The following is a 23,897-nucleotide window of genomic DNA, read 5'->3' as shown; positions in this document are numbered from 1 at the left end:
GCTGTCAGAGCGGTATGAGAGCCTCCGGCCATGAGCTACGACCTGGCTGTCTGGGAAGGCGAGAGGCCGGCGGATGACAAGACTGCCGGCCAGGTCTTCAGCGACTTGTACGACCGCGACCGCTACATCGACAGCGAGACGGAAGAACCTCCGTCCGACCGCATGGCGGGGTATGTGGCAGCGCTGCTTGAGCGGTGGTGCGACGTCACTGAGGACGAGGAGGACACCTCTCCTTGGTCGACCGGGCCCGTTGATCGGCGAAGCCAGTGGTCCGCTGATCTACTTCGTCATGCGATTCAGCATGGCTGAGGAGGCGTCGGCCTATGCGGCGGACGTGGCGGAGTCCATGGGGCTGGTCTGCTTCGACGTGCAGCAGGACCGGCTCAGGCGGCGATCCGGTGGCGGATGCCGCGCTCGTGGAGCCACCGGCGCAGGTGGTCGTAGCCGTATCCCTTGTCGCCGTGTAGTTTCGCTGGCTTTCGGCGCCTAGGGCCGCGGCGGGAGCGGATGGGCGGGATGCCCCGGACAAGCGGCTCCAGACCCTGGCTGTCGTGCATGTTCGCACCAGAGATGCCCAGGGACAGCGGCAGTCCGTTCCGGTCAGTGATCAGGTGGATCTTCGATCCGAGTTTGCCACGGTCAGTCGGATTCGGTCCCGTCAAAGGCCCCCCTTTTTGCTGCCCGCAGACTGACTGAATCGATCGCGCACCGCGACCAGTCCAGCTCACCTCGCGCTCCGAGTTCGTCGAGGATCACGCGGTAGAACCGGGCCCAGACCCGGTCCCGACTCCACTGGGCGAATCGCCGGTAGACCGTGGACCAGGCCGGGCCGAACACTGGCGGCAGCTGCCGCCAGGTGCAACCCGAGGTCGCCACGAAGGTGATCGCGGCCAGAGCCTCGCGGTCACCTGCTCGACGTCGGCCACCGCCCTGCGGACGTATCACCACCGTCGGCGGCACCACCCGCCGGAACAGCACCCACAACTCGTCCGGCACCAACCGCTCAACCAGATCTGCCATGCACGGATCAACGAATGAACACGCCATAAGAAACGACGTCTTAGTCCGATGACGTACAACCATGGACACGCTTCGGACGTCAGGGCCGTCGAAGCGCGTCCGGGTACGACGGACGAGGAAACAGGCCCGGCCGTAGGGTGAACGCAGCCGTGCACCAACCCCATGAGCTGGCACAGCTGGGTTGTCAGGGCGACGCCGTCGTCCCTCTCCTCCGGCCCCCAGCCGGTGATATCAGGCAGCGAGTTCGTCCAGCGGTCCGTCGCCGAGCACGGCGTACGTCTGGTGCGGCAGCGGGCCCGGGGCGGGGTGGCCGTGGCCGTACATCCGGCCGCGCGGCAGCCGCTCAGGGACACTCACATAGCCGAGGGCGGCCAGCGCCTGTTCACGGTGGCGAGGTCGCCGAGGTCCACGGCCCCCTCCCTCCTCGCGGGCCTCGCCCACTTCCGCCGGGGTGGGGATTCACGGCCGGTCGGCGCCGTGGCGCGCTGAACCATCGCCGGTGTGCCCGAGGGGCCGGGTCCGCGCCTGCGGCACCGGCCCCTCAGGGGTCACGGCCGGGGCAGGTCCGCCTCCCGTACGCCGTGGAGGTGGACCAGGACGTCGAAGGCGCGGCCGAGCGCCAGGTCGTAGAGGGGGTAGTCGTCGTTGAACAGCGTGCCGATGCTGCGGGTGGGGCGGGCGGTGTCCAGCCAGCCGCGGGCGGCGGGGGCGGCGGTGCGCAGGTCGGCGTAGAAGTCGCGGTGGCGGACCTTGTCGAGGGTGTGCTCGTTGGTGCCCGGAGCAGCGGCGCCGACGGTGAACTTCTTCCAGTCACCGCCGATGGCGGTGTCCTTGGAGAGGAAGGATCCCCGGTCGAAGGTCATGGCGATGGGCAGGTAGTTCCGGCCCATCGCGTCGCGGAGGAAGGATCCCTGGGTCTTGGGGTACATCGTGGCCGTTCCGGCGATCAGGCCGAGGTGGTCGTTGTGCGCGGAGACCAGGATCTTGTGGCCGGTGCGCTTCTGCCACCACAGGACGTTCCGGGCCATGGCCTCGTCGCGGAGGCGCTGGAATTCGGGCATGGCGGCCGGGTTGCTGGGATCCGCGGTCAGGAAGCGGGTGGTGTCGGCGACGGAGCGGGCGTTCTGCACGGCCAGCTCATGTGCCTTCCGGTCCCGCCCGCCCGCCGCGCTGATCAGGTCGTGCACCTCACGGGCCCGATCAGCGAAGAGCTGTCGCTCGGCGAGCGGCTTCTTCAGGTACTCGAAGACGTCGTCGACGGGGCGCAGCCCGGCGTAGAGGCGGTCGACGCGAGGTGCCAGCGCGGGGTGGTGCCGCTGCACGTAGCCGGTGATCCGGCCGAAGAGGTCCTCGGTCATGGCCGGGCCGGAGAGGTCGTTGCCGACGAAGTGGACGGTACGGGTGGGGTTGCGCCGGTTGTGGTCGCGCATCCACTGGATGAGGTGGACGAACTCCTCGCGGTCCCAGGGGGAGTTGGCGAGGGTCTCCTCGGCGATCCGCCGGGCGTCGCCCTTGCCGGTCTGGAGGTACTCGTCGATCCGCAGCCCGGCGCCCCAGCTGAACTCCAGGGAGAAGGCGCGGAACCCCTTCTCCTCGACGAGATGGCGGAAGACCCGCTCCTTCATGGCGAAGAACTCGTGGGAGCCATGGGTGGCCTCGCCCAGGCCGACGACCTTCGCGCCGCCGATCATCGCGCCCAGGGCCCGCAGATCGGTGGTCCTCCCGCCGGGTTCGGTGGAGCGCAGCGGGTGGGCGATCCGGTCCAGCTCGCGGACGACGGGGTCCTGGGCCCGGGTGGCGGTCGCCGCCGGGGTCTGCTGGGCGGTCGGGGACGCCTGTGCCACCGCGGGGGTGAGGGTCATTCCCATCGCGATCGCCGCCGTGACGAGCATGGCCCTGCGGCCGACGCGCGAGTGGTGGTGAGTGGTCATACTGGTGGGCTCCTTGGGTTCGCTACCGGCGACGTGATGAAGATCCTCGCCCGCGGTCCCCTGGTGGCGCAGTGAACACAACTCCCCGGTTCCTGGTGGAGTGGACTCCACCAGAAGGGTCGGAGACCCCACCAGGAAGGCCGGAGACCCGGCCACCGCACGCGGCCTGTACGCCAAGGCCTTCGACAGGCCGGGCGGTCCGGACATGCGGCGCCGAACCCGTCCCGCCGCCGCGTGCGGGAGCCCGTCAACCCCAGGGCGCCGTCGTCATCCCGCCGGATCTCACGGAGGTCAGCCAGAGGGAGGAGTGGAGCTCCTCGTCTCCGCCTCGGACATCGCGGAGAAGTCGCTCAAGGTCGGGACCGCACGGCGCGGGCGTCGGAACGAAGACGAACAGCACCGGCAGGAACGACCGCTCCAGGGGCGGCCCCACCTATGTCTCCTGCCAGTGGCCGCACGGGCGGCGTGCCTTCAACAGGCGGAACGGGAGCTGAACGGCGCCCTCAGCGCACACCATACGGTGCGGTCGGCAGGAGCGCATCGCACCACTGGTGCGCGCGCCAGCACACCGCGTAGCGCGCCACGCATCGGTTGGCGCGCGCCAGAGCGAGCCTCCGCCAACTTGAAGTCGCAGGTCAAGAAGCTAGCGTGAGCGATCCTCGGGATACTCGTACTCATCGTGGGCGGGGTCCGCTGAAGAGATCATCCGTCATCGGTTGATCTTGAGGTTCGTCAGGACGAGCAGGGCACGCGGGAGGCAGGTGGCGCGGGCGGGGTCGGCGCGGAGTTTGGTGAGGATTCGTCAGTTCTCGAGGTGGGCGGAGCCGTGCTCGACCGGTACACGTCCGACGGCGAGCACGCGGTAGGCCGCCTTATCGCTTCGAGTGAGCTCGTGGGTACAAAGTGGCGATGTAGCCGGTGACGATCACGGGATCGAGCGCTTACCGCACACGGACTTCCTGGGGCCGGGCGGGCAACCGGCTGGTGATGAGCGTGCCGCCCGCCGGTCCACCAGCTCGGGCCCGCGCTGCTGGCCATCACCCTGGACGCGGCCCACGCCGTACTTCTCACCGCCCACCGGGAACTCCCCTGGCAGACACCGGCCGCCGAGGACGATATGTGGTGAGGTGCGGGACCGGCGAGCTCGCGGCCTCCTGGGCCGCGCGCGGGCCGGGTACGCACGCACGCGTCCTCGCTTCCGGGCAGACGACCACCGGCCTCACCGCGGCGGCCGCCCGGCAGGTCGCTGACGCACGGAGGACCTGCCCCGCCCTCACTTCGTCATCCGCCGCGGCCAAGGGGTCGGGCACGGCGGCCACGGTCACAGGAGCGGCGGGGTGCCGCATGACGGTGCCGGGACGACGGCGCCGAATTCGTCCGACCGGGCCCAGGTGGAGCGCCAAGTGCCGTCACCGTGTGGCGGATGGTGGCGCTGGTGTGGACAGAGGCGGCCAGGACCGTGAGGGCTTCGGTCGCGTACGGATCTCTGTGCCGCGCGCGCTCCTCGACCCGTCACCTCATATGTGCGCCCGCTGCCAGATCTCCTTCCAGTCGTATCGGAGCTCCGGAACGAGCCGGTGGCGCTGTCCGCACGGACACGGCGCCAGCACCCGCGCACACCCACGGCACAGCTCGACCCAGCCGTGCCCGGTCGAGCTCAGCACCTGCGGTCCCTCGTCGCCGCAAGCCGGGCAGCCGGGCAGATCAGCGCCGTCCAGGAGCGCGTTCTGCCGCCGGACGTACTCGGAAAGTCGCAACGACGGGTGGCGAGACGGGTCTTCCAACCAGGCACGGTCCGGGCTCTCCCACCAGCTCCGCAGCCACCACGGCCGAGGGTCCGGTACGGCCCGCCGCCCAGCGCGCTTCTCCGCCCGGCGTTGCACGTCGAACTCTTCTGCTCGCGCCAGCCAGAGCACCCGCGCCTCGAACAGTTCCTCCACCGCCCGCACCAACGCATCCGGGTCCGCCTCCAGCCGACGGGGGATCGCGGCGCTGAGCGTGAGATGGTGGTACGTCGCCCGCAGGCCGTACGGAGCGAAACCGGTGAGGCAGGTACGCAGCGCGCTGTGCCGCCGGTGGAGGGGAAGACGGACATCGTGCACACGCGCCCGGTGGGTCAGGAAGCTGGTCACTCCGTGAGCTCCAGGTCAAGCGCCCGGGCCAAGGCGGCCGTGACAGCGACGGCGTGCGTCGGCAGGTGTTGCCCGACCCAGGTTCCGGCGAGGCCGAGGAAGTTCCGCAAGTCCGCCTGGGCGCCGATGACAAGCGCACGCACCTGGTCCACCGGCAATTCGATCACCGGGCTTCCGTCCTCCGCGTCGGCATCGAGAGTCAGCCGGACGGTGCCACCGAAACGTTCGGCCGCCGAGGACGGGTCGTGGCCGAAGGAGGAGCGGCCGGTGCCGTCCAGCACCTCCCACCAGTCCTGCCAGTTCTCCAGGCCGTTGCAGCAGCCCGGCTCGACGAAGACGGTGCCGGTGACCGTGTCGGCCACCCGGAAACCACCGGCGGCGAAGAGGTCGGGCATGGTGAGCAGCCCGTGCAGGAACGCGCCGAGCGGGTCGGTCGGGCAAGGCCCGTGCTCCTCCTCCGGCTCGAAGTCGTTGCACTCGGCGATCCGCATGACTGCCGCGCCGACTTCCACCGGAGTCAGCTCCCCGTTCAGTACGAGGTAGCCGTACGACTCGTGCTCACCAACGGGCCAGAGCGCGAAGTCGTCGGCAGCGGAGATCTCCAGAACGGGTTGCATCACGATCACATGGGGATGATGCCGGACCCAGCCGCAACGCCGCCACGGGCTTTCAGCTGCGGCACCGGGCTCGGAGCGGGCCCCGGGGCACAGCGGCGACTCGCGGGTGCTGGCCTCGTCCGAGAAGCGGAAGGTCACCAACCACTGGCATTGGGGTGCGCGATTCCCGATGGTGGCGGTGCGCTGGGAACCCCACTGGTACGAGCCTGACGTGAGCTGGCGGAAGGGGCGGTCTCCGTACGACGGGGGCGTCGTCGCACGGGTCGCTGGTGCTCCGGCCGAGACGGTTCGCCGGAGCGGTGGCTTCCCGTCGATAGTGTGCACGGCATGATCGACTCATACGCGAGTTACGACGATGCCGCAGTCGCGATAGCCGGGGCACGGGCCGGTGCGGACGTGGTCCGCGCCATGTACGGCCAGCGGCTCGACCGCATCGACAAGGGCGCCGGGGACTTTGCCACCGCCGCCGATGTGGAAGCGGAGAGAACGATTCTTGGTGTCATCCGTTCCGCACGACCCGATGACGCGGTGCTCGGCGAGGAAGGCGGGCAGCGGGGCGCCGTCAGTGCTGTGCGTCAGTGGTTGGTGGATCCCCTGTGCGGCACGCTGAACTACGCCGCGGGAAGCATGCTGGTGGCTGTCAACGTGGCGCTGCGCGATGGGGCGGCGGCGGTGGCCGACCCGTTCAGCGGCGAGGTCTTCTTCACCGACGGGGAGGCCGCCTGGGTGCGGAATGACGGTGCGGAAGACGCACTGCTGACTCCCTCGTCTGCTACCCGGTTGGTGGACGTGAACCTGGATCCGCCGTTCCCGAGTGCACCGGGAGTCCGGGCCGTGGATCTGCTGGCCCGTCCTGAGTTCGTCGAACGGTTCCGGCCTCGGGTCGTGTCCACGACGCTGGCGCTTGCCTGGGTCGCCGCCGGAAGACGCGCCGCGTATGTCACCGATGGTGGCGATCTCTCCCGGAGCGTGCATTTCGCGGCCGGCATCGCTTTGTGCCGGGCCGCGGGCTGCACTGTCACCGGAATCGACGGTGCCCCGGTCGGCGAGGCAGGCCGCGGGCTCGTGGTCGCCGCCGACGACGAGACCCACGGGGCGCTGATGTCGATGATCCACAGCCGAAGCTAGTGCTGCGACCTCATGGATCTCGCCGGGGCTGGATCATGCCGCGCCGCGGCAAGGCCTTTCGCCCCAGCGGATGCCTCTCTCGTCCAAGGATCCGGGCCCGTTCGCAAGGTTGAGCCGCGCGTGCAAGCCTTGAGCCTCTCGTGCAGCCGAATCCGCCGCTCCGGGCGCCGACGGCCCACCCGTACCAATGCCGAGGCGACGGCTGTCCGGGGTCTGATGGGCCCGCCCGAAGCCTGCGCGAAGACCTCTCATATCCTTTGGGTCCAGAGCCGTGCGGGCATCACATGGCGCCCCCGCGCGATGGACGCACGCGCTGAACACCAGGTCCTCACCCAGCTCCGCGAGGGCCGGGAGGAGCGGATCACGGTCATCGTGACGCACGTGCTGGACAACGGCCGCGAAGGGGACCGGGTCCTCGACGAACGCGGCCGGACCAGGGAGGACGGCTCGTTCGACGAACTCGTACGGGCAAGCGGCCCGTTCGTCGAACTGTGCGGCTGCCGTCGAACGACTGCCGAGCCCGGAGGCGAGGGGGAGCACCCGTCACGGTGCTCCCCTTCACCCACCGTCCGCAGGCGAAGGTGCCGACGCACGATCACCTCGGCGGTGGCGGCCGGGACGGCGGCCGAGCCGATCAGGAACTCGGTCCGCCGCAGGTGACCGCACGCCTCGCACAGCCCGGCCGACCGGGCCCGGCCGGAGTCCTCGCACGGCAGGATCTGCCGGACCGCCGCCTCGGCTGCCGCGCAATTCGCTGGGCCAGAGCTCGTACCTCGGCGACCCGCACGGGTGACAGGGGCTCGTCATGCTGCGGGGCGGGCGCCGTATGTCGCCTCCGGCAGGCTCCGGAGGCGATACCAGTGGTCCGGCCCCAGAAGGGCGGGCCGGACCGCTTCCGGGCTGGTCAGGTATTGACGCAGGTGTTGCCGAACGCCGGGTTGAGGAACGAGATCAGACCGATGGAGTTCCCGCACGCGTTGATGGGGATGTGGATCGGGACCTGGATCACGTTGCCTGACAGTACGCCGGGCGAGCCGACGGCGACGCCGGCCGCGTCGGCATCGGCGACGGCGGCGCTTCCGCCCGCCAGGACCATCCCGGCAGCCAGACAGGCCGCTGCGGCCATGACACGAATCCTCATGCTGTTCTCCCAACAATTCAGGGGGCAGGGCCGGTCGATCACACAGCACGCGACCCGCCGCAGTCGGTCATTCAGCCGTTGGTGGGCGACGCCCAGGCGGACGAAGCCCGGCTGGGTGCTGACCGATCCCATCGCCCACCGCCTCACCGGAAGACCACCACTTCCTGACGCGACCCGAGTCCGCATAACGCGCTTCTGCGCGCCCCGGGTGACGCAATTCGGGCAGCCGCGCATGCGCCTCAGCGGTGGGCCCGCAGGGCAGCGGAGGGCAGGCACTCCTCGAACCGGCTGCCGATCTCTCCCGGCGCCGCAACCTGCTCGGCGGGCTGTTCGGCCTCGGGGATGCGAGCCGGGAGGAAGTCGACCACACACGGACCATGAACGAGGTCCAGAGCCCCGTCACCTGGGGAACTCGACTTCGTCCGGCGGTTGGCGCGGAGCAGGCCGGGGATGCCGAGGCTCGTCCACGGGGCGCAGATCTCACCACACGGCGAGTTCCGCCGTCGGGTCGCCGCGGCGGCGCCGTCCCGGCCGAGCACGGCTCCAGACCCGATGAGGGAGGACGCAGCGGCCTTCTTCAACCCGAACACGCTCGATACTGACGGGCGTCCCGTCGCGCTCACGGGCCTCTACTACCAGGACAACCCAGCGATCACCGGCGGCGCCGCCGGGGACGAGTTCGGCTTCGCCACCTGCCACATCACCCCACCGCCACGCCCGACGCCGCTGTCAGGACCTCTTACTGCCAGTGGGCGCGGGGGCCCTCCGGTCCGACTTCCAGGCGGAGGCGCTCGTACAGCCCGGACAGGGGAAGACCGGCGTACGCGTCCGGTACATCGATCCGGGTGAACTCCCGGCCATCCTGGGGCAGAGGCCGCACTCCCGCTCCGCCTTCGCTGTCGAGATCCGCGAGGGCAATGATCTTCACGTCCGGCTCGTACACCACATGGACCCGCATCAGACTCTCCTCACTGTTCTACCCGTCTACATTGACGGCGCTCAAGATGAAGTCCGCGTCCCCGTTCTGAGCCCGGAGCAGCAGGTTCCATCCCACATGGGGCTGTGCGTTGATGTCCCAGGCGACCAGTTCCTCCAGGATCTCGATGTACGAGAAGGAACTGCCGAACCCGGTCTGACCTGCGGCCCAGCGGTTCCAGCTGCTTGGTTGGGGGTCGCCGTCGGTGTAGTAGAAAGCCAGGTCTGCTGTCCGGCCGCAAGGAAGATCCGGCCCGTGAAGCGGCGCTGCACGTTTGCCATGAACATCACCCTTCGTGCGTTTCACGCCCTTTCCTCCCTTTTCGTCGAACGGCAAGTGCGGTCGGAACCGCTTCACGCGGATGCCGGAGCGCGCGTTCCGCACGACGAGGCGTGTCGCCGCGTGTTCGGCGGCACTGAGGCGCGAGTGACGAGACCGTCTGGGAGCCCGAGGCTCTCGCCCAGGCTGTCAGGGTGTCCCTCCCCTCGCCGAAGTCGGCCGCCAGGCGCCGCACCTGCCACGTCGTACGCGGGGCCAGGACCGACCGTACGAGCCGGAAGCGGACGGGGGCGCGATCGGTGGCCGCGACGGAGGGCACAGCTTGCGGGCGACGCCCCCAGCAATGCACCTCTCGGCCGGAGCCTGGTCGACGCGCGGGATGTCGGCGCCACTCGTGGCACGGCACCAGTCCCGGGTCGACCAACTCCAGGCCGTCGAACAGCTCCGCCAGCTCGGCCCAGGTGGAGAAGATGCCGCTGCCCATCAGACTGTGCAGAAGTCGGCCCTCCAGCTTCCGCGCGGTCCCGCTGTACTCGTTCTCAGGGTCCAGGAAGTGGCTGAGCGCCAGGTACGAACCTGAGGGAAGGGCGTCGACGTAGGCGTGCACGATGTCCTTGCGCGGGCGGGTGGCCTCGCCGTTGTAGTGGTGCAGGGTGCCCATGTGGAGCAGCGCGATCGGCTCGTTGCCGGGCTCGTCGGCAGTGCCCAGAGAACCCGGGACGCCCCGCATCCGAATGCCCACCGGCCGGGAAACGCGGGTGCATGAGAGCACCCGGAGGTTGCTGAAGTGCGGTTCGGCGTCCTCCCGCCGTTCGGCCAGCAGGTGGGCCCTGGAGTCGGTCCCCATGTGGGCGGACCTGAGAGCGCCCTGGGGGAAGACGGACAGCGGTAGCGGTGGCGGGGTAGTCGGCACGTTTGCCTCGATGCGGTGGGTGTACCTTTCCCCCCCGGTCCGCCACAGACGGCGAAGGGCGCCGCAGATGGGCAAATGTGAGGCGGGAGTGACAGGCGTGACTTAGAAGGTGCGGGCCGCCTCGACCCCGTTGTCGACGGTGCGGATCTGGCGGGCCTTGCGCCCGGCCGAGGACTGTCCACCGCTCCGGGACCGGCTGCGGTGGTCCCGCATCGGCGTGGTGGCGGCCGAGTCGGGCGGCACGGTCGACCGTCAGGCGACGCACCAGATCCATATCGACCTGGAGCCGGAACTGGCCACCGGCGAGCGTGTGAAAGTCAGCCGGACGCGGGGTGCGCGCGGCGCGGACGGCTGAGTGGACTCCAACCGGCCGGGACGGGCCGTCCCGGCCCGCGTCATTTACGAGTTCCTGCGCGCGGCAGGGCGGCCCTGTGCAGGGACAGGGCGAAAGCGCAGCTGGTGAGGGTGAGGAAGACGATCGGCGGAGGGGGCAGCAGGAGGACGGATACCGCCAGGGAGGCGAGGGAGACCACGAGAGCGATCCATCCGAACGCGGTCCGGCGCCGGACGAGAGCGGGGGAGTGGCGGACGGCTGCGAGGATCATGAGGCCGCAGGCGATGATGAAGAAGGCCATGGCGACGCTGATGCCGTTGAAGACGTCGAGGACCGTGCGTTCCAGACCCAACAGGGTGAAGGCGGGCTCCCGCATGGCGATGTCGACCTGACGCTGTCCCGGAGTCCTGGCCGTCGCCGAAGTGACGGAGAGCGCGAGGTGGCCGACGCCCATGAGGACAAAGCCGTAGGCGCCGACCGCGAAGGGACGGACGGGGTCCGCCCGGCGGAGGGGGCGGGACGTGTCCGTGGTGCTCACCGATACTCCTTGGTGTTGGTGTTGGTGTTGGTGTTGGTGTTGGTGGGGGCGGAAGGCGGTTGCCAGTCGAGGAGCGTGTCCTGAGCTCTTCGTGACAGCGCTCGTGGCATGGCTCGTACGGCCAGGTTCCGGAGGGGCACGGCGAGCGGGTGGGAGAGCCGGGCGAGTTCGCCGAGGCGCCGGGAGCGGCGGCTGATCAGGGTGGTCCGCCGGTGTCTGGTTTCCGTATAGGCGGCGAGCGCGACCGGCGCAGCGTCGATGGACGCGAGGAGATGCGCCACGACGACGGCGTCCTCGATGGCCTGGCAGCCGCCCTGGCCCATGTTGGGGGTCATCGCGTGGGCCGCGTCACCGAGCAGGGCCGCTCTGCCGGTGTGGAACCGGGGCAAGGGGGCGGCCAGCTCATGGAAATCGTGGTGGAGTATGCCGGCCCGGTCCGGGGCCCGCTGGTCCAGCCCGTCCAGCAGCGCCGGTATCGGATCGTGCCACGCGCCGAAGCGCCGGGTCAGCTCGGCGTGGTGGTCGGCGGGCCCGGCTCCCGTCCTGGCGCCGGGGCCGGAAGCGGCGGTGGCGTAGACGTAGATACGGCCGTCGGAGAGAGGGACGACGCCGAACCGCTCGCCCCGCCCCCAGGTCTCGGCGGCCTCCTGGGCGGGCGGGCCCGCACCCGGCAGCACCGCTCGCCAACCGGCCTCACCGGCGTGACGCAGCCGGCGGTGGCCGGGGAAGAGCTGTCCGCGGAGCACGCTGCGGATGCCGTCCGCCCCCAGTGCGACGTCGGCGCGCAGATCGCCCGCCGACGTACGCACGGTCACGCTGTCCCCCGTGTCGTCCACACCGGTCACCGATACGCCGAGGCGCAGGGTGCCAGCAGGCAGGGCGGTCGCGAGGGTGTCGATCAGGAAGCCGCGGTGCACGGCCCGCGCGGCCGTTCCATGGCGGGCGGACAGCGAGCCGCTGTCGGACCGGGTCAGCCACGTGCCGTCGGGCGTACGCAGCCCGACCTGGCCGGGCAGGGCGTCACCCGCCCACGAGCCGGGGGCCAGGCCGATCGATTCCAGGGCGCGCAGCGCGTTCGGGGCGAGCACGATGCCCGCGCCGACACCCGTGAGTACGGAGGCCTGTTCGCACACGGTGACGTGCCACCCGCGGCGGCTCAGGCCCACCGCCGCGGTCAAGCCTCCGTGGCAGACGTACGCCTCCGAGCATGCCAAGCCGTAGCATCGGTCCGCGCATGAGAGCGGCAACACTCCGCGTGCCGCGACCGAGGCCGCCGCACAGGACCAGACCCGTACCGCCGAACACCTTCTCGCCGTACGGCTGGAGCAGCTGCGCAACCGGGCCGGGCCCGACCCGGTCAGTCCCGCACCGTGGCTGCAGCGACTGCCCGAACTCGCCGCCCGCCCGCCGGACGGCGAACCCTGGAGGTGCTCGCGTGAACGCCGTACCGGAGCCGTCCCATGTTCTCCTTCCCCCAAGGACTGCTCGCCGCCCGCGAAGCGGCGAGAAGGCCGGGCGCCGCCCGGAAGAAGCCGAGGCGGCGGACCACCACTGTGTCCGCGACGGCCACACCCCCAGGAGGCGCCGGCCCTGGCCGCCGTCGTCGTACGCCAGGAGCGGGTTCGCCGCGACCTCGGCGCCCGCGCCTTCCCCGACATCGATGAGGAGCACCAGCACGACGAGGCGCCGGCGTTGCTGGAGGAGGTCCGTACCCAGCGGCGTCGGGCCCGTGATCGATGACTCCGAGGTTGCGGAGGGCGTAATGGAGGCCGCTCTACGTCGAGTTGGTCAGTTCGCTTCGCCGTGCTTCGGTCGCCTTCTCGAGTGTCGATGTGCGCCTCGATCCGGCGGAGCATCTTCATCCCGTGGCCCTCGGGGCCGGCCGGTGCACGGAACCGCCGCGGCCGGAACCCCCGTGGGGTACCGGCCGCGGCGGCCCCCCGCACCGGCCGCGCGGTCAGTGCTTCGGCCGGTGCCGTGGTCAGTCCCGCGAGCTCGGACAGATGTCGAGGGAGAGCAGCGAACCGCCCTCGTCCTCGTCATCCGTGCCCACTATGCCCGTTTCGCTGCCGCGGCGGCAGGCGACCGCCTCGATCTTGCGGTTGTCGACCTCCTTGTCGAACGAGGCGAGCGCGGTGAGCTGGTGCTTCGACTTCAGATCGACCTGGATCCGGCCCGACTTGTCCGAGGTCACCTTTCCGGCGATGTAGACCGCCGAGGCGAACGGCCCGGAGTTGACGTTCGGGTCCGACGCGGCGGTCAGCAGCACCGTGCCGTCCGCGTGGATCTTGATGTCGCTGGCGTGCCGTACCTCCTGTCCGTCCACGGGCAGCGGGTAGGGCACCGTGAAGGCCACGGGCGCGGTCGCCGGGCCGAACGTCCCGCTGTTCGGGTCGTACTCGGCGGCCCGCACCAGCGAGGGCTTGTCACCGCTCGAACCCCGGGTCGCCCAGACGGCGATGGTCCGGCCGTGCTGGCGGGTCAGGGCGAAGCTCTCGTAGTTGTCCCCGGCCGCCCGGTCGGGCACGGGCGAACTGCCCCACGCCACGGCCGCGTCCGGGTCGAGGGTGAAGTGGTACGCCGTGCCGTCGCTGGTGAGGGTCACGTAGTCACCCGGCTGCCCGGGCACCGAGTCGACCGCCTCCAGGTCCCTCGGCTCCGGCATGCCCTGCCAGGGCAGCTCCCGCACGACCGGCGCCTTCTTGCCGGAGGCGCTGTACCGGACGGTGGCCACCCGGCTCTCGCCGGGCTTCTTGCTGTCCCGCACCATCACGAGGTCGACGCTCTTCTTGGCGCCCCCGCGCTTCTCGATCACTGCGAGTCCGCTGACACCTCCGGTCATCCCCGTGCCCACCCGCTGCCACTCCGACGCGTCGGCGGCGTCGGCCGTGTCGGAGGCGTTGGCGGGGGTGGCGAGTGAGCCGCCGAGAGCCAGGAGGGCGACGGCGATTGTCCATCTGCGACGAGTCATGGGGCGGACGCTAGCCCAAGATCTCACGCGTTCGGCAGCGGGTGTCTCGTTAAGGTAAAACGCGCAGGTCGGGAGGTGGTTGCACATCGCGGCCCAGTCGAACATCCACAACTCACCGCACAGCGGGACCACTTGTGGGCGCTGTCGGGGCGTGGGAGGGTGGCGCTCCGGGAGTCGTGTCCATGGCGGCTCGTCCCTGACCGGTCCGTTTCGCGCGCCCGCGCCCGTCCCGGCCGACGAAGGTGGCGCTCGGTGAGGGGCATCGGCCGGCCCCGGCCGCTGTTACTGCGGGAGAGATGTCCCCGGCGAGCCGTGACCGGGTCCCTGCCCGCCGTGAGACGGCTCCGCACCCCTGCCCGGAGTGGCTGTTCGTCACCATCCGGCAGATCCCAAAGGCGGCCCGAGTCGGCTCGCCGAGGTGCCCGGCCGCGAACGCGCCTCGGCCGGAACCAGAGCAGGTGGGTGCGTCGGATTGAGTGGGTAACGCAGCTCCTGAAGGTACGGCATCCTGGCCAACTCCCCTCCTGCGCCAAGATCCTCCGGCCCTGCATCGACTTCCCCCAGCGGCTTGACGTCGGCTCACGGCCCTGCCTTCCCGGCAGTGACTATGAATCAGCGCTGCTGTCGGAAGGGCGGATAGCCGTCGGCGAACGTTGGGGTGGCGGCCAACGCCACCCATGGTCGCCGGCCCGCCCCGGCTCATCCCGGGCAGACGCCCCGGCCTAGTGAAATCTCAGCCTCAAGACCACCTGCTGGGAACGCATCAGTCCCGCCTGGTGGGTACACCGTTTCGTGCGTGGCCTTCTTGGAGCGCTTTGGCGCAATCGGTGTGGCTGGTGTATTCGCACTTGTCCACGAGCCTGCCGTCCGGTGCGATCTCCTTGATTCCGCAGTTCGGGTCTCCCTGCGGTCCAACGGTGTAGAGAGCATGCCAGACGACCCTTATCTGAGTCTGCTCCTTCAGCGCCCTGGCTGTGTTGATCGCCTCGATGCGCGGGAGCTCCTGTGATTGCAGCACGCTCTGCGAGTCGTCGGTCCTCATGTAGACATGGACCGCGGAGGCGTTCTTTTCCAGCTGGTTCACGAACATCTTGGAGACGTTGTTCCAGAACGGTCCTTTGTTGGCCCATACTTCATGGAGAACCAACTGGTGGACGATCCTTCCTATCTTTGTGTCCTCCAGCGGCGTGCAGTTCTGCGTGCGCGCGTAGAGACTTGCGCCGATTCCGCCCGACCAGAGGGCGAGGCTCGCTGCTTCGATCTTGAGGTGCGGTTCCATGTACTTGGCGAATTCGATGTACCACGAGTTCTCGTTCCGTACCGCTCTCTTCTCCGACAGCGTTCCACCGATTTCTTCAGCCTGCTTGTTGAGCGCTGGTTGTGCGCTGAGGCCGCCGAGAATTATCTGCCAGGAATCATGAATGATATCTTCCTCGAAACCCGCGTTTTTCATGAGGCTCCAGTAGGTGGGGTACTCCTCATGGGCCTGGACATTCGCCGTCATGGTTTCGGGGTCGCTGGTCGTTTTCACCTCGGGGTAGACCGGATGTCCCTCGGTGCGGTGAGTGCGTTGTACGGACGGCCTCGCGATGGAGGCATGGCCAACGGACGGCTGGGCGGCACGGGAGCCCGCCGACGGGTCGTACGCACCGGCCATCACCTGCCTGGCGTTCGCTTCCGCGGCGCGTTCGTAGCGGTCCGTCGGGTCGCTGACTCTTAGCCCGGTGCCGTTGTCGGTGCCCGCGACGGGGCCTTGGCGTTGCTGGATGACGTGGGTGAGTTCGTGGGCGAGGGTGTGCTTGTCGCTTCCGCCGTCGCCGATGACGACGTTTTCGCCGGAGGTGTAGGCGCGGGCGCCGATCTCGGCGGCGGAGCGCTGAGCGGCGGTGCCGGTGTGCAGCCGGACGCGGGAGAAGTCCGCGCCCAGCCGCGCCTCCATCTCCTGGCGGACCGGTGCGTCCAGGGGCCTGCCCGAGCCGGTCAGGACGTCGTCGACGGCGGAGCGCTGTACCGGGGCCGACTCGGCTTGCTCATGGCCGCAGCCGGCACCGTGCTGGTGGCGCTGCGGGTCCTGCGCGGGGAGGTGTCCGGTCCGGCGGAGCATCTGGACGACTGCGGCGTTGCCGGCGCTGCGCTGCAGGGCGAGGAGCGCCGTGGGGGAGAACGGGCCCGCCGCGGCGCGCCCGGTACTTGCGGTGGTCGGTCGTGCCGGCCGGTCGGGCTCCGTGCGGTCGGGGGCCTTGCCGGGATGGTGGCTGCGCATGCGGAATGGGACCTCTCTGGGAGCGGAAGGCGGGTATGGGTCCCTGGGTATCACGGCTGTGACAGTGCGGTGAAGGAGCGATTCGCGCAGGATCGGTGACCTTTCGGGCAGTCTGCCCTCGCCCTCGCCCTCGCCCTCGCCCTCGCCCTTGCCCTCGCCCCCGCCCCCGCTCGTCCGTGCGGACGGGCGAGCGGGTTTCGTGGCCCCGCTCGCCCCCTCCTCCCGCTCGGTCAGGGCGCCGCCCCGGTCGCCCGTCCCGCGTCGTCCTCCAGACAGGCCAGCAGGAACTCCTTCACCTCGGTGGCGTGGAACCTGGCGCGGGCGTGCGCGGGTCTGGAACAGAGCAGGACGGGGGCCTCGTCGGGGTCGTCCGGCAGCCGCCCGTGGCTGCCCCTGACACAGGACGGGTCCGTGGGCACGACGGACAGGCTGGTCCGCATCCCCAGCTTCGACTTCGCCACGCCCAGGACGGCCCTCGCCATGACCAGGGGGTCGGCCGGGTCGAAGAACAGCTCGGCCGGGTCGTAGCCGGGCTTGCGGTGGATCTCCACGCCCCGGGCGAAGTCGGGGGCCCGCTCCTCGTCCAGCCAGTAGTAGTACGTGAACCAGCTGTCGGCGGTGGCGACGGCGACGAGTTCTCCGGACCGGGCGTGCGCCAGCCCGGCCTTCTCCTGCCCGTCGCGGTCCAGGACCTGTTCGACCCCCTCCGTCGCCAGCAGCAGTTCCCGTACCCGCTCCACGTCGGTGGGGTCCGCCACGTACACGTGGGCGACCTGGTGGTCGGGGGTGGCGAAGGCGCGGGAGGTCCAGGGGTCGAGGTACTCCATGCCCCGCTGGGTGTGGACGCGGAGCAGTCCCGCGCGGCGCAGGACCCGGTTGACGTCGACGGGGCGGCGCACCTCCGTGATGCCGTACTCGCTCAGTGCCACCACCGTGCTCCCGCGCGCCTCCAGGTCGTCGAGGAGGGGAGTCAGGACGGCGTCGAGTCCGCGGGCCGCGTCGCGGGCCTGCGGGGAGTCCGGGCCGTGCCGCTGGAGGTCGTAGTCCAGGTGGGGGACGTAGACGAGGGTGAGGTCCGGGTCGTGGTCGGCGAGGACGCGCCGGGTGGCCCCGACGATCCACCGGGAGGAGCCGATCCCCGCCTTCGGGCCCCAGTAGTCGAAGAGCGGGAACGGCCCCAGCTCGGCCGTGAGGGCGTCCCGCAGCCCGTCCGGGACCGTGTAGCAGTCGGGGGACTTGCGCCCGTCGTGGTGGTAGACCGGGCGGGGGGTGACGGTGATGTCGACGTCCGCCCCCATCGCGTACCACCAGCAGATGTTGGCGACCTTCAGGCCGGGGCGGGTGCGCCGGGCGGTCTCCCAGACCTTCTCCCCGCGCACGAGGGCGTGGTGCTGGCGCCAGAAGGCGACCTCGCCCATCTCCCGGTCGTACCAGCCGTTGCCGACGACGCCGTGCTCGGAGGGGGTCCGTCCGGTGAGGAAGGTGGACTGGACGGAGCAGGTGACCGCGGGCAGGACCGTGTCGAGGGGGGCGGTGAACCCCCGGTCGGCGACGGACCGCAGCCGGGGCATGTGGGCCAGGGTGCGCGGGGTGAGCCCCACGACGTCCAGGACGACGACGCTCATCGGACACTCCGGTCGGGTTCGGGTTCGGGTTCGGGTTCGGGTTCGGGTTCGGGTTCGGGTTCGGGCCGGACCGGTCCGAGGGCGAGGATCTCGTCGCGCGTCCAGCGGAGTTCGGCGGCGATGCCGTCCGCGAGTTCCGCCGCGTCGCGCGGTGGCCGGGGCAGCACCGACCAGGTGTACGTCTCCGTCTCGAAGTGCCGGGTGACGGGACGGCCGGGCCGTAGCAGCGCGGCGAGGGCCGCCCGCAGGACGGGCCGGGTCGACGTCAGCGGGGGCACCGGGTCGGCGTGCACGGGAACGTGGAAATGGGTGCGCCAAGGGCCGTCGTCGGCGAGGCCCCCCGGTTCCCGGAACGCCTCCGGCAGATCGTCCGTCCCCGTGGCGGCGCGCCCGTCGCGGCCCGCCCGGCGCGTCTGGTGGAGGAAGCGGGGCTCGGCGAAGGACGCGAGCGCGGCGCGGGTGGCGGCGTCCGAGGGGTCCTCCGCGTGGAGGGCGCAGGAGACCTGGGTCTTGACGACGGGGACCCCGGCCCCGGCCAGCCGGGCCAGCGCGTCCTCCGGGTCCTCGAAGGCCACGGCGAGGTGGCAGACGTCCAGGCAGAGGCCGAAGTGGCGCGGGTCGAGCCCCGCCAGGTGCCGCACCGCGTCGGTGGTCGTCTCCACGAGGCAGCCCGATTCCGGCTCGAACGCGATCCGGACGGTCCGCCCGGTCCGCCGCCGGAGCCCGTCCAGCTCGCCGCCGAGGATCCGGATCTGCTCGCGCGCCCGTTCGGTGTGCGGCGGCCCCCAGTCCGACGCCCATCCGAAGGGGAGGGTGGAGACGCTGCCCTCCGCGACGTCGTCGGGCAGGAGTCCGGCGAGGACGGCGGCCAGGTTCGCGGTGTGGCGGCGGCGCTCCGGCGAGGACCAGTCCGGGCGGTACACGGCCCGCTTGACGACGGGCCGCTGGAAGCCCGCGTACGGGAAGCCGTTGAGGGTGACGGTCTCCAGGCCGCGGACGGCGAGTTCGGTACGGAGCCGCAGGGTCAGGGCCGGGTCGGCGGCGAGGGCGTCGGCGACGGGGCGGGCGAGCCACAGGCCGACGCCCAGGACCGGTTCGCCGAGGCGCTCGCGGACGGGCAGCGCGTAGGCGTCGAGCTGGGCGAGGACGCCGTCGAAGTCCTCCGCCGGATGCACGTTGGTGCAGTAGCCGAGGTGGACGGTCTCGCCGCCGGGATGGCGCAGCCGCATCAGCTGCCTCCCCTGCGTATCGAGTTCCCGGCGAACACGGCCTCCGGCAGGGGCCGGCCGGGGTCGTCGAGGACCAGCCGTCCGCTCTGTCCGTAGAACTCGACCGGATTGCGCCACAGCACCTGGTCCACGTCGTCCTCGGTGAATCCGGCGGCGAGCATGGCGAGGCCCGTCGCGTGGGTGCGCAGCGGGTCGCTGTGGCCCCAGTCGGCGGCGGAGTTGACGAGGACGCGATGGGTGCCGTGGGACGCGAGGATCTCCACCATCCGGTCCGGGTCCATCTTGGTGTCGGGGTAGACGGAGAATCCCATCCAGCACCCCGAGTCCGCGACCAGGGGGGCGGTGACCTCGTTGAGGTGGTCGATCGCGACCATGCCGGGATCGATGCCGTCGGCGCGGACGATCTCCAGAGAGCGGGCGGTGCCGACGGCCTTGTCGCGGTGCGGGGTGTGCACGAGGGCGGGCAGGCCGTGCTCGCGGGCCAGCGCCAGCTGCACGGTGAACGCGTGCTCCTCGGCCGGGGTCATCGAGTCGAAGCCGATCTCGCCGACGGCGACCACGCCGTCCTTCAGCAGATAGCCGGGCAGGTCGTCGAGGACGGGGACGCAGCGCGGGTCGTTGGCCTCCTTCGGGTTGAGCGCGAGGGCGCAGTGGTGCCGGATGCCGTACCGGGAGGCACGGTACGGCTCCCAGCCGAGGAGCCCGTCGAAGTAGTCGCGGAAGCTGCCCGGGGAGGTGCGGGGCTGGCCCAGCCAGAAGGAGGGCTCGACGAGCGCCCGCACACCCGCGGTCCGCATGGCCCGGTAGTCGTCGGTGGTGCGGGACGTCATGTGGATGTGGGGGTCAAAGATGCGCATGGCACTCTCCGGTGTCGTGGAGGTCGGGCCGGGTCGTCAGGTCCTCGGGTACGGGCCTGCCCGCGGCGGTGCGCTCGGCGGCGAAGGCCGTGAACATGCGGGTGAGTTCGGGATCGGAGCGTCGGGCCAGCCCCGCCACCGCGTCCAGCGGGATGCCCATGAAGACGCACTTCAGGACCGCCTGACGCCAGGCGGGCTGGTCGAGGTACCGGGCGGCGTAGGGCCCGACGGCGGCGGTCACCAGCCGCACGTCGTCGCTGCGCAGGGCTTCGGTGACCAGCGGCAGCGCCGAGGGGCCGACCGCGCCGTCCCGGTCGAGGAGCGGGAGGGCCCGCAGCACCGCGATCCGCTCGGCCGGATCGCCCCGCCGGTAGAGCTCCTCCAGGGCCGCCGCCCGCTCCTCGGCCGTGCCGCCGTGCGCCTGGAGCAGCTGGGCGCGTACGGCGTGACCGGTACCGGCGGTGGTGTGCCGCGCGGCGACGGGGAACAGCGTGGTCAGGGCGGCCGGGTCGGCGCGCACGCGCCGGACCGCGTCGGCCGTCCACGGGTGCGCGGCGGCCGCGCGCAGCGCGTCCAGCGACCGGGCGGCCGTCAGCGGGCCGCTGTGCCCGTGACGCGGCAGCTCCACGGAGACCAGCCCCTGGTAGCCGGACTCGGACAGGGCGGCCAGGACCGGAGGGAAGTCGATCTCGCCCTCGCCGAACTCCAGGTGCTCGTGGACTCCCCGGCGCATGTCCTCGATCTGTACGTTGACCAGCCAGGGCGCCGCCCTTCGCACGCAGTCGGCGGGTGACGACGGCTCCAGGCACCGGCAGTGGCCGATGTCCAGGGTGAGGCCGAAGGCCTCCGGCGCCCCGAGCGCCTTCCGCAGGAGTTCGTAGCCGTCCAGGTCCGCGACGAGCATCCCCGGCTCCGGCTCGAAGCCGAGGCGGACACCGGCGGACACGGCGGTCTCCACCAGCGCCGCGCAGCCGTCGAGGAGATGGCCGAACGCCTCCTCCCCGTCCTGGCCGGGGGCCGGGGTGCCGCTCCAGAAGGAGACCGCCTCGGCTTCGAGTTCGGCGGCGATCCCGACGGCCCGCCGCAGATGGTCGAGCCTGCGCGCACGGCCCCCCGGCTCGGCGTCGAGCAGGGTGGGGGAGTGCTTGCGCCAGGGGTCGAGGAGATAGCGCGCGCCCGTCTCCACCACGACGGACAGCCCGATGGCCGCGAGTCTCCTGCGGGTGCGGGCCAGGCGGCGGCCGAGCCCCGGAGCGTACGGATCGAGATGGGCCCGGTCCAGGGTCAGCGCGACCCCGACGTACCCCAGGCCCGCGATCACCTCCAGGGCCTCGTCGAGCCGGTGGTCGCCCAGCCCGTTGGTGCCGTAGCCGAAGCGCAGCGCGGTCATGTCGGGGACACCTTCCGGGACAGGCTCCTGGCCAGCGGATAGGCGGCCAGGAGCGAGAACGCGGCGCGCGGCGAGCCGCCGCGCGCGGTGAGCGCCGCCTGCAGCGGGATCATGGCGTGGATCCCCGCCCCCACCGCGCGCCCCAGCCGGGTGGCGTCGGGGCGGACCGTGGCGGCGAGCTGCGCGGAGCCGGCCGCCAGCGCGTAGCCGCCGAGGAGCGCGGTCGACGCGGCGCGTTCGGCGCGGGTGGCGGTCCGGGGGGTCAGGGCGGCGCCGAGCAGGCCGACCGCGCCGGTCACGGCGAGGGCCCCGGCCGGCAGGGAGGCGCCCGCGCCCCGGGTCTCCGCGCGGCTCACCCGGGTGATCGCGCAGGTGTGCGCGGCGAGCAGGGCGGCCGGGACGAGGGCCCGTCCGGACCGTCGTGCCCCCGCGCCCATGAGGACGTCGAGCCCGCGGGCGGAGGCCATTGCCACGGGACCGTACGGGGTGTGCTTGAGTGCCAGGTCGTACGCCCACACGGTGGCGGCGAGCGGCACGGCGACCGCCAGGGTGTCCCGGCCTCCGGCCGCGGCGGCGGAGGCGAGGCCCGCGCCGGTGAGGGCGACGGCGGTGACGAGTGCGGTACGGGGGCCGATCCGGCCGGAGGGCAGCGGACGGCCGGGACGCTCCTCGGCGTCCTCCCGCCGGTCCGCGTAGTCGTTGAGGGCCATTCCGGCCCAGTAGAGGCAGCTGGAGGCGGCGGCGAGCCGGACCGTCCGGCCCGCGTCGGCGGGCCGCCCGGCGGAGGCCGCGCCCGCGAGGGCGTCGCCGAGCACGGTGAGCGCGGCCGGGGCGCGGACGAGTTCCAGCAGGGCGCCAGCCCGGGAGACGATCCCCGGCGCGGTCACCGGGCCGCTCCGGCGTACCAGTCCCGCAGCGCCTCGAACTGGGCGACCAGCCGGTGCTCGGCCGATGCGCCATCCGAGGTGAAGGGGTCCTTGAAGAAGAAGCCGAGCTGTTCCTGCGGACCGGTCGCACCGCGTTCCCCGGCGAGCGCGAGGAGCCGGGCCAGGTCGAGGACGAGGGGCGCGGCGAGCGCCGAGTCGACGCCCTGCCAGGTGAACTGGAGCGTCATGGCGGTGCCGAGGAAGCCCTCGAAGGCGATGTGGTCCCACGCCGTCTTCAGCTCGCCCATGCTCGGTACGTGGTCGATGTGGGTCAGGCCCTCCACCCCGTTGCCGAGCAGGGCGGTCAGACCGGTGCGCTTGGAGGCGTTCTTGCTGAGCGCGGCCCCGGGATCGGCGAGGGTGGCGCCGTCGCCTCCGCCGAGCAGGTTCGTGCCCGACCAGGAGCGCACCCGCAGCGCCCGGTGGGCGAACACCGGGCCGAGGGCGGTGCGGACCAGGGTCTCGCCGGTCTTCCCGTCGCGGCCCGCGTACGGCAGGCCCCGCAGGGCGGCGAGTTCCCGCAGCGCGGGCGGAGACATGCCGGGGGAGGGGGTGAACCCGACGTGCCCGCAGTCGGCGCGGAGCGCCGCGTAGGCGTACATGGAGCTGGGGGGCAGGACGTCGGCCGGTCCGCCCAGCGCGGCCTCCAGGCCGTCGAGGCCGTCGTGGGCGGGGTGCGGGACGAGCGGCGGCTCCGTCGAGGAGACGTCGACGACCACGACCCGGTCGAGCGCGTGCCGGTCGCGGAACGCGACGATGTCCCCGGCGAGCGCGGCGGCCGTCTCGCGCTGGGGGCGCCCGGAGTCCGGCCGGGCGCCGGGCCGGATCTCGCGGTCGGCCGCTTCGAGGGCATCGGCCGCCGCCGGGAGCAGCGCCGCCGGGAACACCCCGCCGGCGGCCAGTTGTTCCGCCCGTTTGGACAGCGGCACCTCGGTCACGTCATGACCGCCGAAGACCAGCCGGTCGAGGGGCGGGAGCCCGCGGCCCGCGAACGCGGGGAGCTCCGAGACCATCCCGGTGGGCGGGACGAGCCCGGCCGCGACGGCCGAGGCGCCGACGACCACGGTGGTCGCCACCGAACCTCGGGCGCCGACTAACCAGACCCCGGTGCCCCCGGCACCGGGGGTGGATATGTTCTTCATGGGAGGTTCCTTCCTTCGGGACGGGAGGGATGGATGTGGCAGGAGGACTTTTCCCGGCGGGGCAGGGCATGAACCCGACCGGGACCGGCACGGGGGCCCGGTCGGCCGGTCCTCGCCCCCGGGCGGACGGGCCGAATGCCGGGGCGCGGGCTCGGGCGCTCCGCGGACCCCGGCCGGTCGGACCGGGCCCGCGCGGAGATGCGCTCGCCTCCGTGGTCTCCGCCGGTCCGGGAGGGCCTGACGGTGCGTCCGGAGCGGGGCCGGGCCGGTCGCGCGGTCGGTGTACGGCGCCGGACGGCCTGTTCGGCGGCGGGGCGGGCGCGGGGTGGGAGGGTGCGGGCCCGGCCTACGGCGTGGCCGGGCGCGGGGAGGGGTGAGGGGTGTGGACGGGCGCATGGCACGGCGGTGCCCCCTGCGCCGCTGGGGGACGCTCCGACGGTACGGGGGGCGCGGGGGCACAAGCGGCACAAGCGGTCAGGTGGCGC

General features: G+C 71.8%; 22 protein-coding genes and 3 pseudogenes. 3 read left to right on the top strand and 22 right to left on the bottom strand.

Annotation, left to right across the window (positions count from 1 at the left end; translation table 11 throughout):
* Nucleotides 1-30: 30 nt before the first annotated feature.
* Nucleotides 31-391, top strand: a pseudogene (locus ACIO92_RS03080) (hypothetical protein); the annotation flags it as partial.
* Here ACIO92_RS03080 and ACIO92_RS03075 read toward each other — a convergent pair.
* From ACIO92_RS03075 to ACIO92_RS03055, 5 genes and pseudogenes are all read right to left on the bottom strand, one after another.
* Nucleotides 390-1,020, bottom strand: a pseudogene (locus ACIO92_RS03075) (IS5 family transposase); the annotation flags it as partial. The pseudogenes ACIO92_RS03080 and ACIO92_RS03075 sit on opposite strands and share 2 nt — an antisense overlap.
* 231 nt (nt 1,021-1,251) lie before the next feature.
* Nucleotides 1,252-1,377: a hypothetical protein gene (locus ACIO92_RS03070; protein WP_366445182.1), complete on the bottom strand. Its 126-nt coding sequence runs from the start codon at nt 1,375-1,377 to the stop codon at nt 1,252-1,254.
* Nucleotides 1,378-1,568: 191 nt separating this feature from the next.
* Nucleotides 1,569-2,951 (bottom strand): erythromycin esterase family protein, encoded by a 1,383-nt coding sequence (locus tag ACIO92_RS03065; protein ID WP_402281063.1) that lies wholly within the window; start codon nt 2,949-2,951, stop codon nt 1,569-1,571.
* Between the two features lie 1,517 nt (nt 2,952-4,468).
* A complete protein-coding gene (locus ACIO92_RS03060) occupies nt 4,469-5,083 on the bottom strand; it encodes a hypothetical protein (RefSeq protein WP_402056383.1) in 615 nt (204 codons plus the stop codon).
* Nucleotides 5,080-5,838, bottom strand: a complete 759-nt coding sequence (locus tag ACIO92_RS03055; protein ID WP_402281065.1) for a hypothetical protein — start codon at nt 5,836-5,838, stop codon at nt 5,080-5,082. Before ACIO92_RS03055 ends, ACIO92_RS03060 begins: the two co-directional genes overlap by 4 nt.
* Before the next feature lie 189 nt (nt 5,839-6,027).
* Here ACIO92_RS03055 and ACIO92_RS03050 point away from each other — a divergent pair, with 189 nt between their 5' ends.
* Nucleotides 6,028-6,828, top strand: coding sequence for an inositol monophosphatase family protein (locus ACIO92_RS03050; protein ID WP_402281067.1), 801 nt, complete (start codon nt 6,028-6,030; stop codon nt 6,826-6,828).
* A 300-nt stretch (nt 6,829-7,128) separates the two neighbouring features.
* Nucleotides 7,129-7,488, top strand: coding sequence for a hypothetical protein (locus ACIO92_RS03045; RefSeq protein WP_402281069.1), 360 nt, complete (start codon nt 7,129-7,131; stop codon nt 7,486-7,488).
* A gap of 244 nt (nt 7,489-7,732) precedes the next feature.
* On the opposite strand, the gene ACIO92_RS03040 is transcribed toward ACIO92_RS03045, so the two are convergent.
* The 17 genes and pseudogenes from ACIO92_RS03040 to ACIO92_RS02960 all read right to left on the bottom strand — a co-directional run bounded on the left by ACIO92_RS03040 (nt 7,733) and on the right by ACIO92_RS02960 (nt 23,412).
* Nucleotides 7,733-7,969, bottom strand: a complete 237-nt coding sequence (locus tag ACIO92_RS03040) for a chaplin (RefSeq protein WP_402056375.1) — start codon at nt 7,967-7,969, stop codon at nt 7,733-7,735.
* A gap of 239 nt (nt 7,970-8,208) precedes the next feature.
* Nucleotides 8,209-8,337: a hypothetical protein gene (locus ACIO92_RS03035; RefSeq protein WP_402056372.1), complete on the bottom strand. Its 129-nt coding sequence runs from the start codon at nt 8,335-8,337 to the stop codon at nt 8,209-8,211.
* Between the two features lie 371 nt (nt 8,338-8,708).
* On the bottom strand, nt 8,709-8,927 hold the full coding sequence (locus ACIO92_RS03030; RefSeq protein WP_402056369.1) for a hypothetical protein: 219 nt from the start codon (nt 8,925-8,927) through the stop codon (nt 8,709-8,711).
* Nucleotides 8,928-8,945: 18 nt separating this feature from the next.
* Nucleotides 8,946-9,251: a hypothetical protein gene (locus ACIO92_RS03025; RefSeq protein ID WP_402281071.1), complete on the bottom strand. Its 306-nt coding sequence runs from the start codon at nt 9,249-9,251 to the stop codon at nt 8,946-8,948.
* The gene (locus ACIO92_RS03020; RefSeq protein WP_402281073.1) at nt 9,232-10,071 is read right to left on the bottom strand and encodes an SAM-dependent methyltransferase; all 840 of its coding nucleotides are present in this window, start codon (nt 10,069-10,071) and stop codon (nt 9,232-9,234) included. Before ACIO92_RS03020 ends, ACIO92_RS03025 begins: the two co-directional genes overlap by 20 nt.
* Before the next feature lie 168 nt (nt 10,072-10,239).
* Nucleotides 10,240-10,380: a hypothetical protein gene (locus ACIO92_RS03015; protein WP_366445953.1), complete on the bottom strand. Its 141-nt coding sequence runs from the start codon at nt 10,378-10,380 to the stop codon at nt 10,240-10,242.
* A gap of 152 nt (nt 10,381-10,532) precedes the next feature.
* The gene (locus tag ACIO92_RS03010) at nt 10,533-11,009 is read right to left on the bottom strand and encodes a hypothetical protein (RefSeq protein WP_402281075.1); all 477 of its coding nucleotides are present in this window, start codon (nt 11,007-11,009) and stop codon (nt 10,533-10,535) included.
* Nucleotides 11,006-12,187: an FAD-dependent monooxygenase gene (locus ACIO92_RS03005; protein ID WP_402281077.1), complete on the bottom strand. Its 1,182-nt coding sequence runs from the start codon at nt 12,185-12,187 to the stop codon at nt 11,006-11,008. Before ACIO92_RS03005 ends, ACIO92_RS03010 begins: the two co-directional genes overlap by 4 nt.
* A gap of 803 nt (nt 12,188-12,990) precedes the next feature.
* On the bottom strand, nt 12,991-13,980 hold the full coding sequence (locus ACIO92_RS03000) for a hypothetical protein (protein WP_402281079.1): 990 nt from the start codon (nt 13,978-13,980) through the stop codon (nt 12,991-12,993).
* Nucleotides 13,981-14,743: 763 nt separating this feature from the next.
* On the bottom strand, nt 14,744-16,243 hold the full coding sequence (locus ACIO92_RS02995; protein WP_402281081.1) for a DUF4157 domain-containing protein: 1,500 nt from the start codon (nt 16,241-16,243) through the stop codon (nt 14,744-14,746).
* 230 nt (nt 16,244-16,473) lie between these two features.
* Nucleotides 16,474-17,868 carry an alkaline phosphatase family protein gene (locus ACIO92_RS02990; protein WP_401242476.1) on the bottom strand — a complete coding sequence of 465 codons (1,395 nt, stop codon included), beginning with the start codon at nt 17,866-17,868 and terminating at the stop codon, nt 16,474-16,476.
* The gene (gene eboE / locus ACIO92_RS02985; protein WP_402056335.1) at nt 17,865-19,097 is read right to left on the bottom strand and encodes a metabolite traffic protein EboE; all 1,233 of its coding nucleotides are present in this window, start codon (nt 19,095-19,097) and stop codon (nt 17,865-17,867) included. The genes ACIO92_RS02990 and eboE overlap by 4 nt, the downstream gene beginning before the upstream one ends.
* Complete coding sequence (locus ACIO92_RS02980; RefSeq protein WP_366445942.1) at nt 19,097-19,954, bottom strand: TatD family hydrolase; 858 nt, start codon at nt 19,952-19,954, stop codon at nt 19,097-19,099. Before ACIO92_RS02980 ends, eboE begins: the two co-directional genes overlap by 1 nt.
* Nucleotides 19,941-20,474: an EboA domain-containing protein gene (locus tag ACIO92_RS02975; RefSeq protein WP_401242493.1), complete on the bottom strand. Its 534-nt coding sequence runs from the start codon at nt 20,472-20,474 to the stop codon at nt 19,941-19,943. The genes ACIO92_RS02980 and ACIO92_RS02975 overlap by 14 nt, the downstream gene beginning before the upstream one ends.
* Nucleotides 20,475-20,504: 30 nt before the next feature.
* A pseudogene (locus ACIO92_RS02970) lies at nt 20,505-21,344 on the bottom strand (sugar phosphate isomerase/epimerase family protein); the annotation flags it as partial.
* Nucleotides 21,341-22,231: an SCO3242 family prenyltransferase gene (locus tag ACIO92_RS02965; RefSeq protein ID WP_402281084.1), complete on the bottom strand. Its 891-nt coding sequence runs from the start codon at nt 22,229-22,231 to the stop codon at nt 21,341-21,343. The gene ACIO92_RS02965 and the pseudogene ACIO92_RS02970, both read right to left, overlap by 4 nt.
* Nucleotides 22,228-23,412, bottom strand: coding sequence for an inositol-3-phosphate synthase (locus ACIO92_RS02960; protein ID WP_402281086.1), 1,185 nt, complete (start codon nt 23,410-23,412; stop codon nt 22,228-22,230). The genes ACIO92_RS02965 and ACIO92_RS02960 overlap by 4 nt, the downstream gene beginning before the upstream one ends.
* Nucleotides 23,413-23,897: the final 485 nt, after the last annotated feature.

This window comes from Streptomyces sp. NPDC087215, assembly GCF_044744885.1.
Taxonomy (GTDB): Bacteria; Actinomycetota; Actinomycetes; order Streptomycetales; family Streptomycetaceae; genus Streptomyces.
The sequence above is the reverse complement of the archived record's forward strand: the minus strand, read 5'-3'. Positions and strand labels throughout refer to the sequence as shown.

Coding starts and splice junctions, on each gene's coding strand:
- ACIO92_RS03065 (WP_402281063.1), bottom strand. CDS start 2,951: ATGACCACTCACCACCACTCGCGCGTCGGCCGCAGGGCCATGCTCGTC.
- ACIO92_RS03050 (WP_402281067.1), top strand. CDS start 6,028: ATGATCGACTCATACGCGAGTTACGACGATGCCGCAGTCGCGATAGCC.
- ACIO92_RS03045 (WP_402281069.1), top strand. CDS start 7,129: ATGGACGCACGCGCTGAACACCAGGTCCTCACCCAGCTCCGCGAGGGC.
- ACIO92_RS03040 (WP_402056375.1), bottom strand. CDS start 7,969: ATGAGGATTCGTGTCATGGCCGCAGCGGCCTGTCTGGCTGCCGGGATG.
- ACIO92_RS03030 (WP_402056369.1), bottom strand. CDS start 8,927: ATGCGGGTCCATGTGGTGTACGAGCCGGACGTGAAGATCATTGCCCTC.
- ACIO92_RS03020 (WP_402281073.1), bottom strand. CDS start 10,071: ATGGGGACCGACTCCAGGGCCCACCTGCTGGCCGAACGGCGGGAGGAC.
- ACIO92_RS03000 (WP_402281079.1), bottom strand. CDS start 13,980: ATGACTCGTCGCAGATGGACAATCGCCGTCGCCCTCCTGGCTCTCGGC.
- ACIO92_RS02995 (WP_402281081.1), bottom strand. CDS start 16,243: ATGCGCAGCCACCATCCCGGCAAGGCCCCCGACCGCACGGAGCCCGAC.
- ACIO92_RS02990 (WP_401242476.1), bottom strand. CDS start 17,868: ATGAGCGTCGTCGTCCTGGACGTCGTGGGGCTCACCCCGCGCACCCTG.
- eboE (WP_402056335.1), bottom strand. CDS start 19,097: ATGCGGCTGCGCCATCCCGGCGGCGAGACCGTCCACCTCGGCTACTGC.
- ACIO92_RS02980 (WP_366445942.1), bottom strand. CDS start 19,954: ATGCGCATCTTTGACCCCCACATCCACATGACGTCCCGCACCACCGAC.
- ACIO92_RS02960 (WP_402281086.1), bottom strand. CDS start 23,412: ATGAAGAACATATCCACCCCCGGTGCCGGGGGCACCGGGGTCTGGTTA.